At 39.8% G+C, this 12,677-nt stretch carries 9 protein-coding genes; 5 read left to right on the top strand and 4 right to left on the bottom strand.

Annotated elements, in window-relative coordinates:
* Positions 1–511: 511 nt before the first annotated feature.
* Together gppA and rhlB are read right to left on the bottom strand one after the other, a co-directional pair.
* Complete coding sequence (gene gppA / locus CWB80_RS10855; protein WP_054554681.1) at positions 512–2,005, bottom strand: guanosine-5'-triphosphate,3'-diphosphate diphosphatase; 1,494 nt, start codon at positions 2,003–2,005, stop codon at positions 512–514.
* A gap of 48 nt (positions 2,006–2,053) precedes the next feature.
* Positions 2,054–3,328, bottom strand: a complete 1,275-nt coding sequence (rhlB, locus tag CWB80_RS10850; protein ID WP_054554680.1) for an ATP-dependent RNA helicase RhlB — start codon at positions 3,326–3,328, stop codon at positions 2,054–2,056.
* Between the two features lie 90 nt (positions 3,329–3,418).
* Between rhlB and trxA the strand changes: the two genes are divergently transcribed.
* From trxA to CWB80_RS23105, 3 genes are all read left to right on the top strand, one after another.
* Positions 3,419–3,745, top strand: a complete 327-nt coding sequence (gene trxA / locus CWB80_RS10845) for a thioredoxin TrxA (RefSeq protein WP_054554679.1) — start codon at positions 3,419–3,421, stop codon at positions 3,743–3,745.
* A 180-nt stretch (positions 3,746–3,925) separates the two neighbouring features.
* On the top strand, positions 3,926–5,185 hold the full coding sequence (gene rho, locus CWB80_RS10840) for a transcription termination factor Rho (protein WP_054554678.1): 1,260 nt from the start codon (positions 3,926–3,928) through the stop codon (positions 5,183–5,185).
* Positions 5,186–5,347: 162 nt separating this feature from the next.
* A complete protein-coding gene (locus tag CWB80_RS23105; protein WP_138598975.1) occupies positions 5,348–6,598 on the top strand; it encodes a methyl-accepting chemotaxis protein in 1,251 nt (416 codons plus the stop codon).
* Here CWB80_RS23105 and CWB80_RS10830 read toward each other — a convergent pair.
* Positions 6,571–9,330: a tetratricopeptide repeat protein gene (locus CWB80_RS10830; protein WP_249362565.1), complete on the bottom strand. Its 2,760-nt coding sequence runs from the start codon at positions 9,328–9,330 to the stop codon at positions 6,571–6,573. The genes CWB80_RS23105 and CWB80_RS10830 overlap by 28 nt on opposite strands.
* Before the next feature lie 219 nt (positions 9,331–9,549).
* Between CWB80_RS10830 and CWB80_RS10825 the strand changes: the two genes are divergently transcribed.
* Positions 9,550–10,131: a DNA-J related domain-containing protein gene (locus tag CWB80_RS10825; RefSeq protein WP_138598973.1), complete on the top strand. Its 582-nt coding sequence runs from the start codon at positions 9,550–9,552 to the stop codon at positions 10,129–10,131.
* 9 nt (positions 10,132–10,140) lie between these two features.
* Here the strand turns inward: CWB80_RS10825 and dbpA are convergent, their stop codons facing one another.
* Positions 10,141–11,529, bottom strand: a complete 1,389-nt coding sequence (gene dbpA / locus CWB80_RS10820; RefSeq protein ID WP_138598972.1) for an ATP-dependent RNA helicase DbpA — start codon at positions 11,527–11,529, stop codon at positions 10,141–10,143.
* Between the two features lie 187 nt (positions 11,530–11,716).
* Between dbpA and CWB80_RS10815 the strand changes: the two genes are divergently transcribed.
* Entirely contained in the window at positions 11,717–12,673 is a 957-nt protein-coding gene (locus CWB80_RS10815) for a tetratricopeptide repeat protein (protein WP_138598971.1), read from the top strand.
* The last annotated feature ends 4 nt before the right edge of the window (positions 12,674–12,677 follow it).

The raw sequence follows: 12,677 nt of genomic DNA, 5'->3' as shown, positions 1-12,677 counted from the left end.
AGTTCAATGTGAGCGATGTTCAAACTCTTCAATTAAAAGTTTTTTGAAACCGAAGTTTCGTGCTCAATGAATTCTGTATAAATTGACTATATAGTCACTCATAAGAAATTGAGACTCTAAATTTGTTTGCTCTACTTAGTAAACTAAGCTTCGCTGTTAGAACTCAATCTGTACGAGTGCCCACACAGATGATTGCTTTATATTGTTAAAGAACGTTTGAGATACTTTTTCGTCTCAAGGGCTGTGCATTCTACGCAAGCCGTTATTTTTGTCAACACTTAATTTTGAGAAAAGTTTATTTTTTCAAAACTCAGTCTTACTTGACTCAACCAACTCGTCGTTTTGCTTTTTTGTAAGCAGTCCGCCGTGTCGGTGGATGCGCATTATAGGGAGATCCGAATTGAGATCAACTGTTTTTTGAAGTTTTTATGAAAAAAATGACTGTTCGCGCAAAATACGAACGAAACGGGTAAAAATAGCACTAAAAAAGGCCCCGAAGGGCCTTTTAACGTTATTTTACTATGAGCTTCCAACCTACTTTTGCTTGTAGCTTGGACTCTAGTTGCAGCTCACTGGCCATTAATGGGTGATATTTTAACCAATCACCATCAAATGTCAGTGTAAGGGTGTTTTCATTAACACTGAGATCAATCGCTGGTAGTACATCATCTTGGCGACGCATTGATAAGATCACAGCGATCCGCACAACTCTTGTTAAGCATTCTGCGAGTACTTGATGACAGCCCAAGTGAGCAAAACTGTTTTTAACAAGATCAGCGCGATGCTCACTAGCAACAGCAGTAATCAGTTTATGCTCAGATTGCGAGAATCCTGGCATATCTGTGTTTTCTATAATGTAAGCCGTGTGCTTATGATAAAGCTTATACTCTATGAGTAAGCCTATCTCGTGCAATTTTGCTACTGTCCTTAGCAATGCAATTGCATTTTCATCGATCGATTGCCATTGCCCCATCACGCTTTTAGCCAACTGCTCCGCAAGTTGCGCAACACGACAAGCCTGTTTTTGATCTACATGATAGCGATTCATTAAACCATCAACTGTACGTTTGCGGATGTCGTGGTTATGAAGCTCTGGCACCATGCTATATAAAACACCTTCACGCAATGCACCGCGCGCAAGACCCATTTGTTTTATATCTAGCGATTGAAACAAGGCGATTAATATAGCGAGGCCAGAAACAAACACTAGGCGGCGCTCTTCACTCAAGCCAGCAAGCTCAAGATCAGCAATCGTTTCAAATTGCACTGATTGCTCTTTAATAGCGAGAAGTTTATCAAGCGTTAAAAGCTCATCTTGGTTTTGTGCAACCATGATTTCTTGGATCGCTTGCACTGTGCCTGACGCACCGCTCGCAATTTGCCATCCGGTTGCTTGGTATTCATCGACAATTTCTGCAACCACTTCACTTGCAGCTTTAATTGCAGCAGCAAAGTTTTCGTTACTGAGCTTTTGATCTTTGAAGTAGCGTTCTAGGAAGGTAACACAGCCCATGTGTAGACTTTTATAATGCAGTGCATCAAAACCCTGACCGATAACAACTTCGGTACTGGCTCCGCCAATATCGATAACCAGTTGTTTACCGCTACAAGCAGAGGTGTGCGCCACGCCTTTATAGATTGTCTTAGCTTCTAGTTCACCGCTGATAACATTGATTTTATGACCAAGGATCTGTTCAGCTTTATGCTTGAATACATCAGCATTAGTAGCAAGACGTAATGTTGCGGTCGCAACAATTGTGATGTTTTTCTTTGGTATGTCTTGTAGACGTTCAGCAAACAAGGCTAGGCATTCCCAACCTCGTTGCATGGCTTCAGTGCTAAGGACGTTGTTTTCATCAAGCCCTGCAGCAAGCCTTACTTTACGTTTTACTCGACCGATCGTTTGCAGACCGCCAGCAATCGATTTAGCGATCAGCATATGAAAGCTATTTGATCCTAAGTCGATTACTGCATACACATTTTTTTGCGGTTGAAGTTGCCCCACCGTTCAAAAACCTCTAGTTACTACTAAGTCTTCAATAACGGCCGTTTATCACGACCGCGATTTCTGGTAACTATTATTTGGTCGACGTCCGTTGTTATTACGATTACGTGGGCCTGTAGAATAGTTCCGCTTTTTCTGAATAGTAGGCTTAGTTAAATCATCAAGCAATGCACTTTTATCATAATGTGATAATGGAATGCTGTGTTCTATGTATTGCTCAATTTCGTGGAGATTATAGGCGTACTGTTCACAGGCAAAGCTAATAGCGTGTCCTGATGCACCTGCACGTCCGGTACGACCAATACGGTGTACATAGTCTTCACAATCATCTGGCAAATCAAAATTAAATACATGACTTACTTCTGGGATGTGCAAACCACGAGCTGCAACGTCTGTTGCTACTAAAAAGTCTAAATCGCCTTTGGTAAATTGAGCCAAAATTGATTGACGCTTTTTCTGGTTTACATCACCGGTTAATAATCCAACTCGGTGACCATCGGCTTTCATCCATGCATAAACATTCTCACAACTGTGTTTCGTATTTGCAAACACAATCGCTTTATCTGGCCATTCTTCTTCAATTAAAGTTAACAGTAACTTAATTTTGTCATCTTGCGATGGATGGAATAGCTCTTCTTGAATACGCTTACCTGTTTTTACATCAGGTTCAACTTGTACATGCTCAGGGTTAGTCATATGTTCAAACGCTAATTCCTGCACACGATATGACAAGGTTGCAGAGAATAATAGGTTTAATCGCTCAGACGTTTCTGGCATACGTCTAAACATATAACGAATATCTTTTATAAAGCCTAAATCGAACATACGATCTGCTTCATCAAGCACTACAACCTCGATTTCATTGAGGGTATAACAGCCCTGCTTGTATAAATCGATAAGGCGTCCAGTAGTCCCAATTAAAATATCAACGCCTTTTTCTAGTTGTGCACGTTGTTTTTCGTAATCTTCGCCACCATATACTAATCCTAAGTTAAGATTACAGTGTGGCGCTAAAATTTTTGCATCTTTGTGTATCTGAATCGCCAGCTCCCTTGTTGGGGCCATGATCAGGGCTCTTGGATGTTTACTAGATGCTTTGCTAGATTGTAATAACCGATGGCACGTGGCGGTTAAAAACGCCAACGTTTTGCCCGTACCTGTTTGCGCTTGGCCCGCAATATCGCGGCCTTCACAAATAAAAGGTAGGCATTTTGCTTGAATGGGTGTGCAATATTCAAACCCATTTTCGGTTAAACCGGCAACCACTTCCGGTGCGATAGCAAAGTCTGAAAACTTTTTATCGGTCAAATGTGTCTTAGTCATAGCGTTTAAGCATAACGTTTAAACTTGCAATAAGAAACAAGAGTGTTTAAATACGCATTAAATATTTCGCCTAACTAATCGGAGATCGCAATGAGCGAGAAAATTATTCAATTAACTGACGATAGCTTTGAAGCTGACGTACTACAATCAGACAAACCTGTACTTGTTGATTTTTGGGCTGAATGGTGCGGACCTTGTAAAATGATCGCCCCTATTCTTGACGAAGTAGCTGGCGAGTTTGATGGCCGAGTTACCGTTGGTAAACTTAACATCGACCAGAATGCAGGCACACCACCAAAGTTCGGTATCCGTGGTATCCCTACATTACTTCTTTTCAAAGATGGCCAAGTTGCAGCAACTAAAGTTGGTGCTCTTTCTAAGACTCAATTAGTAGAGTTTTTAGAAAACAACATCTAATGAAAATATAAAAAAGGGCTTTTTGCCCTTTTTTTAGCTTTATTTTGTTTAAAGACTGGACGCCTTGCTAGTGACCTGCTAGTTTATAAAGCCAACTAATCCTTAGTTATACCAACAAACCTCACTCATGTATCAAACGATGATTTTGAGTATGACAATTGTAATAAAGAACCCACCAATATGCATTTACGCGAATTAAAAGACAAGTCTATAAAAGAGCTTGTAAACTTAGCTGAGTCCATGGGGCTCGAAAACGTAGCCCGTTTAAGAAAACAAGACATCATTTTCGCCATCCTTAAAGCGCACGCTAAAAGCGGTGAAAACATCTATGGCGGCGGTGTACTAGAGATCTTACAAGATGGTTTTGGTTTCTTAAGATCATCAGAAGCATCTTACTTAGCCGGCCCAGATGATATTTATGTATCACCGAGTCAAATCCGTCGATTCAGCATGCGTACTGGTGACTCAATTTCAGGCCTTATTCGTCCACCTAAAGACGGCGAACGTTACTTCGCACTATTAAAAGTAAATGAAGTAAACTTCGACAAACCTGAAAACTCTCGCACAAAAATCCTATTTGAAAACCTTACCCCACTACACGCAAACGAACGTTTACGTATGGAGCGTGGTAACGGTAGCACTGAAGACATCACAGCACGTGTACTTGATTTAGCCTCTCCAATTGGTAAAGGTCAACGTGCGCTTATCGTTGCTCCGCCGAAAGCGGGTAAAACCATGCTACTGCAAAACATTGCGCAATCGATCAGCTACAACCAGCCTGATTGTGAACTGATGGTTCTTCTTATCGACGAACGTCCAGAGGAAGTTACAGAGATGCAGCGCCTTGTAAAAGGTGAAGTAGTTGCCTCAACGTTCGATGAACCAGCGAGTCGTCACGTTCAAGTTGCCGAGATGGTAATTGAAAAAGCAAAACGCCTTGTTGAGCATAAAAAAGACGTGGTTATCTTACTTGATTCAATCACACGTCTTGCTCGTGCCTACAATACGGTGATCCCATCATCAGGTAAGGTATTAACCGGTGGTGTTGATGCAAACGCATTACACAAACCAAAGCGTTTCTTTGGTGCAGCTCGTAACGTAGAAGAAGGCGGTAGCTTAACAATTATCGCAACGGCTCTTATCGATACTGGTTCGAAGATGGACGAAGTTATCTACGAAGAGTTCAAAGGTACAGGTAACATGGAATTACACTTAAATCGTAAGATTGCCGAAAAGCGTGTATTCCCAGCGATTGACTTTAACCGCTCAGGTACGCGTCGCGAAGAGTTACTTACTAAACCTGATGAACTACAGAAGATGTGGATCTTACGTAAGATCGTTCATGAGATGTCAGAAATTGACGCAATGGAATTCTTAATTGATAAGCTTTCGATGAGCAAAACCAATGATGAATTCTTTGACTCAATGAAACGACAGTAACGATTACTAAGTTTTTAAAAAATGCCTGTTTAATACAGGCATTTTTTTTGCGTAAAACTAAGGACATAACACTTTAAAAGTTATACTTTTACAGAATAAGTTTATTGGTATTTGAAGAATAATTGTTCTATAAATGATTAGATATAAAGGTAAGGATCCTCTATGTCGCATTTAAAAATTGCAATTATTCTATTTGTAGTTAGCTTAATTGGCAGTATTACCAGCTTTATCATTTTCAACTCATCTATGAAAGAAATAGTCATTTTTGGCTTAGTTTCAGTCATTCCTTGGTCGCTATTAATCATTTATCTACATAAAGATAATGACAAACAAAAGGACTACCTTAAATATTTTGTATCTTGTATAACAACGAAAGATGGCATCGACTTCACTTTTCGGTTTAATGAAAGTGACAGCCAATTACCTGAGGTCTGTCACGCATTAAATGCAAGTCTAACCATGGTCGAGCATTTACTTAGTGAAGTTTCAGCTTCATCTGCGCGGCTTCTTCCTATGGCAGATGCTCTGCGAGACACCTATGCCTCAATGACTCAGAAAGCCACAATACAAAATGCACATGGAATTGATTTAGCCAATACAATAAATCGAACGATTGAAGTATCAAGAAAGCTTGATCATAGCTTGAAAGAAATCTTTCAATCTGTTTTGGCTGCGACAGAATCAGTTCAACAAACTCGTTCTGATTCAGATAAAAGCCAAGCAAGCCTTATTAAACTTGCTGATAATATAAATCTCACAAGCGAACAAATTTTATTACTTAAACAAGACAGTGATGCCATAGGCTCAATTATTGATGTAATAAATGGCATCGCAGATCAAACCAACCTCTTGGCATTAAACGCGGCAATTGAAGCAGCCCGCGCTGGTGAGCAAGGTCGAGGCTTTGCAGTTGTCGCAGATGAAGTAAGAAACTTAGCTGCACGAACGAGTAAATCGACCCAAGAAGTGCGTGAAATGGTAGCTAAAATTCAACACAGCACCAAACTTGCAAATCAACTGATGCAAACAGCTCTCAAGGAAGCTGAAAATACAGTACAGTTATCTGATGCAACGACAAAAGAAACAAATAAAATAGAGCAGGCTATGTTAGCTATCAGCAACTACTCAGAGGGCGTTCATGAGCAAGTCGCAATACAAAGTACTATGTCTGACGAAGCCCAGGCTAGTATTGATGCAATGGTAGAATTAAACTCAGACGCACTTTCAAGTTCGCAAATTCAAGCTGTGTCCAGTAAGGATTTAGTTAGCTTAGCTCACGCTATAGATGACAAACTGTCTTTGTTTCATATTGCTCACCCAGATATCGATACTAATCAGCGTATAAATCGCGATCGTATCCAAACTAGCGACTCTTCTAAAAATCATCAAGATGGAGAGATTGAGTTATTTTGACTTACAGCAGCACAATGTAGCTGCTCAAGCAACTGAGCAACTAGGCTAGTTAAGTCTGATAATTTTTGCTGTTTTAGTGCAGACTCAAGCGCCATTGCACTCACTGCCACCTCTTCTAACGCAAACATTTTTGCAGCACCACCAATGCGGTGCGCATCCTGCTGCAAATCGAAGTATTTATCAGCAGCAAAGTGTTGTTGTATTAAGGCGCTTTCGTGCTCGAAACTTGCAATAAAACTTGCGACTAAGTCGCTCATATCATGCTGAGACTTAATTGTAACGGCGTCCTTCTTACAATGCTTAGCAAGTTGCGTGTAAAACACCTTTTTATCAATTGGCTTAGCAAGATAACCTGTAAATCCCGCTTGAAGATAACCGTCGATTTCGTGACTAATAGCATTAGCCGTTAACGCATATACGGGCTGTGTAAACCCACATTCATGTAATAGTTTAAGCGCACTTAAACCATCAAGCACTGGCATCTGAATATCAAGCAACACAACATCGGGAAACTCCTTTAAACACTGCTCAACGGCTTGCTCACCATTTTCTACAGCAATCACTTCAAGTCCCATAGATTCTAAATAGCGAGAAATTAAACGGCGGTTATCTGGATGATCTTCAGCTAGCAGCACTTTGCCAGATAAGCCATTGGCAGCATGTTGTTCGAGTTTTGCAGGCTCAATGATGTCAGAGCTTGGTATATACTCTTTACAAGGTAAGTAAAATGAGAACACGCTACCTTGGTTCAGCTCACTTTCAACACTAATATAACCACCCATCATCATTGCAAGCTGTTGCGATAAACTTAATCCAAGTCCAGTACCACCGAAACGGCGACTAATACTATTGTCACCTTGGCTAAAGCAGTCAAATATTTGCTTCAGTTGCTCGGCATTCATGCCAATACCAGTGTCGGTAACATAAAACCACACACCTTGCTCAACACGCGAAACCTTTAACTCGACTTCGCCTTGGTTTGTAAACTTAATTGCATTTGCACACAGGTTAATAAGGATTTGTTTAATGCGGGTAAAATCGAGCAAGCTATAATATTGCTCACCAAGTTCATTATGAAATGCAAAGTTCAACCCTTTATCTTTAGCCTGACCACTAAGCATAGAATGGACATCTGTAAGCAACCGAACTAAATCCCCCTCTTTTAGGCTAAGCTCTAGCTTGTTAGCTTCAATTTTACTGATATCTAGCACGTCATTTATTAGCTCTTTTAAATGATCACTTTGTTTTTGGATAACAGCAAGTTCATCATTTAAGTGCTCTGGTTTATAATAACCATTAATTAAATTATCTGTTTGCCCTAAAATTGCAGTTAGCGGCGTACGAATTTCGTGACTAATATTTGCTAAAAATTGACTCTTTATTTCGTTAGCTCTGCGCAATTTTTCTGCTGTTTCTTCAAGTTCTTTTGTTCGTTTTGCCACCATTAAAGAAAGCTGCTCTTTAGCGCCTTTTTCAATACTACGACGGTATACAGTAATACCTGTTACCACCAGCATAACGAATAAGATGAATAGCATAATGCCCAACTGTCGTTGTTTGGACATTTCGAGATCTTGTACTTGTTGACGTTGCTTTAGTTCGATTATTTCTTGATTGAGCTGAGTTGCTTGTATCTGGCTTTGTAACTCTCCCATCGACTTTAATAATTTGGCATTTTGAACAGAGTTAAATGAACGAACAAACTTATCAAAATTCGCAACGGCTGTAGCAAAATCACCTTGACCTGCTTTAATTAAAGCCATCATCCCCATACCATCTTGAACACGTAAATCGTCTTTGTACTCCTTTGCCATCTGTACTGAAGTAGTTAAAGTGGATTCAGCTTTTGTTAATTTATTCTGTAACAATTCAATTTTTGCTTGTGACAACACGCCGGCCAACTCTAAGGCTTTGTTGTCAATTTTTTTTGCAAACTCAATCGCTTTTTCGGCATGGCTTAAGGCAAGCTCTAAATCACCCGTGCGCAAATAAACATTAGCAATGTTGCCATGGCGAGAAGACAAGAAATAGGCGTTATTTGTTTCTTGATAATAGCGCAAAGCACGCTGATAATAATGCAAAGAGAGTTGATACTGCCCAAGCTCAGAATAAGCTACCCCCATATTTCCATAGGATTGAGCGACACCATCCATATCACCTAAACTTTGGAATATATTTAATGTTTCTCTGTACATTTCAAGAGCAACTTCGTAACTTGAAAGTCGAATATATATTCCGGCAATGTTATGCAAAATATCAGCTTTATCTTGCTCACTACCATGTTGTTCATAAATATCTTTGGCCTGTTTGTAGTAATTTAAAGCTTGATTCAAATTAAACATATCAAAATAAGCGAGACCAATATTGCTCATTAAATTGGCTTTAGCTAGTGGGTCAGGCATTTTTTCAGCAAAAGGTATCGCTTTTAAGTACGCTATTAGCGCCTGTTGCATCAAACCTTGATAATAGTAGGTCACTCCTTGCATTTTTATTGCACGAAAGAAACGCTCCGGATTGGTATCAAATGATGTAGATAACTCAACTTTTTGGTAATTTTCAATTGCTTTAGAAAATAAGTCTTTCTCTAATGCTAAATCGGCTAATTGCATATAAACATCAAGAGTTTGCTCATTACTCAGTGAACCTTGTGAAATTAACTGTAACCCTAGTTGATGCTTATCTTCCCATTGTTCTTGTTGTGTGAATTGCTCAAATAATGAATTTGCAGCCAAATTGAAGGGCATAACGAAAAAACAGCAAAAAAACGCTGAACAAAGTATGCTTAAACGTGTAGGTGCGAGCATATATTTAATATCCCTAATCTTATACTTGGCTTTTTATGCTAATTTTATAATGCTAAATATTTATCTCAGAGCAACTTTGTAGTTTCAATTGTTTAGCTGTGATAGCGTACACACATTTAGATTACACCAAAGTCAGGCTTGCGAACAATGGTTAACCCACTGATTGATGAGATTTTTTACCTCCTTTTGGAACAGCCTGTTTGGAAGGTTCATACGCTTGCCAGAGCACTTAGTGAATCTGGAAAAATAGAACCATTAGACGCAGACCCACAAAAAGATCTGTTTAAACGCAACTTTTTAGTTATGAATGGCTTGTATCAACTGCAAGCACAACTTGCGCCAGAGCAACAGCTAGAGATTGCCTCTTTACATATTGAACTTATTAGTAAGCAAACAAGTAACGCATTAGAAAGTCATGACCCGCTACGGGGTTATTATTTAGATTGGCAAAACTTTGATACAACAAGCGATGAAATTGATACGTTGTTAACTGATTTTTGGCAGCGCTTTTCGTCATTTAGCCCAAAAAAGGCCATTCACTCATTACCTCAGCAGCAGCTAATACAATTACAACAGGCGTGGCAGCTACCTACTGATTTTTCGGAAAAACAGTTACAAAAGCGTTGGCGACAACTAGCATTAAAACACCACCCAGACCGCCAAGGCTGTGCAATTGAGTTTAAGAGAATACAACTCGAATATGAGCAACTTAAAGCTAGCTGCTCATAATTAACCAGATTACCGACTCAAACGTCGCGCACGAATCTTGCGCTTTTTAATATTACCTTCGGTCAATTTGCGTAATGCAGGTTTTGCAGCTGCTCGCTCAACAGCAATAAAGGCCACATTATCAAGTACGTTAATTTTACCTACCTGATGACCAGCAATTCCCTCTTTACCAGTTAATGCACCTAAAATATCACCGGCACGAATTTTTTGCTTCTTGCCAGCATCAATCATAATTGTCGCCATGGTTGGCTTATAAGCAGGCTTTTCGAGCAAGCTAAATGGCGGAATTGGTTCAGGGTCAAAGTCGCGCTCATAGTGGTCGCCAATTTGTGCCACTTTAAATTGCTCTGCTTCACCATAAATAGAACATGCAATACCCTTTTTACCTGCTCGACCAGTACGACCAACACGGTGTACATGGGTTTGAGGGTCATGCGCGAGGTGGTAGTTCACTACCATGTCCATATCGTTGATATCTAAGCCACGCGCAGCAACATCCGTTGCAACCAGAATACAGGCACTTTTATTAGCAAAGCGAATTAAAGTGCGCTCACGTTCACGTTGATCTAAATCACCGTGTAAGGCAACCGCACTAAACCCTTCAGCATAAAGGTCATCACAAATCTGTTGAGTTTCAACCTTGGTGTTACAAAAAACCACACAGCTTTCTGGCTGGAACTTTAATAACAACAGCTTCAATGTATTAAAGCGCTGTTTGTTGTTATCTAGCTTATAAAAGTATTGCTTTATGGTGCTTTTTGTTTGCTCTTCTTCAACCTTAATCATTTCTGGATTGCTAAGCACTCGCTCAGCTATCGCAGCAATTGATTTTGGATAAGTCGCACTAAACAATAATGTTTGGCGTTGATTTGGAATACTCTCAACAATAGCATCAAGGGTATCTTGGAAACCCATATCTAGCATTTGATCAGCTTCATCTAACACCAAGGTTTCAACATCATTTAAGCGCAATGTGCCTTTGCGAATATGGTCATCAACACGACCTGGCGTGCCAACAATGATATGCGCACCATGCTCTAATGAGCCAATTTGTGGACCAATAGACACACCGCCACATAAGGTTAAAACTTTAATGTTATGAATACCACGGGCTAGCTTACGAACTTCTTCCGCTACCTGCTCTGCTAATTCTCGGGTTGGACATAAAATGAGAGACTGAATACGAAAGCGTTTCACATTTAACTGAGCCAGCACACCTAGACTAAATGCAGCCGTTTTACCCGACCCGGTTTTAGCTTGGGCAATAATATCTTTGCCTTGCAAGATCACTGGCAAGCTTTGCGCTTGCACAGGCGTCATTTGCGTATAACCTAAAGTTGATAAGTTATCGGTTAACTCTTGCGGCAAAGCCAAAGATGAAAAAGCAGTAGCGGTCACAGTAATATTCCAAACTTGATAATTGAGGGACATCCTCGAAGATGCTGTGGATCATAGCAGAGAATGTGCTGTTTCTCTAAACGAAAACATTGTTCAGCATATTTAATTCATATTTGCTTACAGTTTGGTGCTTTCTAACTCTCTGCATTTGTTCTAGTTTATTGATAGCAATATTCAGGAAGAAACGATGCTTCTATTTAATACCGCACCCGCTGATGTTTTTTATAAAAAACAAAAAACGTGTCCACATTGCCATAGTGAACATTATTCTTTAAGCAATCACAGTAAAGTTTTGCGCTTTACTATTTTGCCCATCATGCCACTTTCTATTAATTATCAAAGACAATGTGATGACTGTGGCTATGTTACTCCTGCACCTTGGTATTCATTGCCCGCCTTAGAGTTAGCGTCGTTTATAAAGTACTTTATTGGCCTATTCATCATCGCTTACCTATTAGCAAAAGCATTAATCGGGGCGAATGAACAAACTGAGAACGAGCAAACTTACCTAAACGAGCCAAAGTTGTTTGATACCTATTTTGTCTATTCAGATAAGTTTACTGGCAAACCAAAACGTATTAACAACCTAAAAGTAGCTCAGCTCGTTGAATTGGATGACAAGAACATGACTTTTAGAGTTGCTAACTACACTTACAAGTACAATAAAGACATCGAGATTGCGATGCGAACCAGCATGCTAGTTCAAGATGATTACTTTTCTAGTAAAACCCTGACTTTCAGTAAATCACAAATACAGCAGCTTTATGATGAAGGCAGCATATATAAGATTATGCGACCTGAGCTTTATAGTTTATTTGGTGGTTTTGTTATGCACCCGCCTAGACCTAAGCCTTTATATACGGGCGTTAAGCTCGATAAACATAATCAGGAGGGGATCACTTACTTCAAAGATGGCTTATACGAGGAAGCGTTGAAAAGTTTTACCCTGTCTGCGGAAGATGGTTATTCATGGGGACAATTAAACTTGGGTCAGATGTATCGCGATGGCCAAGGGACAGAAGTGAATAACGAAAAAGCAGCTTACTGGCTCAACAAAGCCACCTTACAAGGGAATCCTAAAGCAAAGGTTGAGCTCGCAGAGCTATGCTTGAGTTACGATTGTAGTAAGTTGAATACTCAATAATCTG

This window comes from Pseudoalteromonas sp. S1650 (assembly GCF_005887195.1).
In the GTDB taxonomy this organism is placed as follows: domain Bacteria; phylum Pseudomonadota; class Gammaproteobacteria; order Enterobacterales; family Alteromonadaceae; genus Pseudoalteromonas; species Pseudoalteromonas simplex.
The sequence above is the reverse complement of the archived record's forward strand: the minus strand, read 5'-3'. Positions and strand labels throughout refer to the sequence as shown.

Coding starts and splice junctions, on each gene's coding strand:
- rhlB (WP_054554680.1), bottom strand. CDS start 3,328: ATGACTAAGACACATTTGACCGATAAAAAGTTTTCAGACTTTGCTATC.
- CWB80_RS10815 (WP_138598971.1), top strand. CDS start 11,717: ATGCTTCTATTTAATACCGCACCCGCTGATGTTTTTTATAAAAAACAA.
- trxA (WP_054554679.1), top strand. CDS start 3,419: ATGAGCGAGAAAATTATTCAATTAACTGACGATAGCTTTGAAGCTGAC.
- CWB80_RS10825 (WP_138598973.1), top strand. CDS start 9,550: ATGGTTAACCCACTGATTGATGAGATTTTTTACCTCCTTTTGGAACAG.
- rho (WP_054554678.1), top strand. CDS start 3,926: ATGCATTTACGCGAATTAAAAGACAAGTCTATAAAAGAGCTTGTAAAC.
- CWB80_RS23105 (WP_138598975.1), top strand. CDS start 5,348: ATGTCGCATTTAAAAATTGCAATTATTCTATTTGTAGTTAGCTTAATT.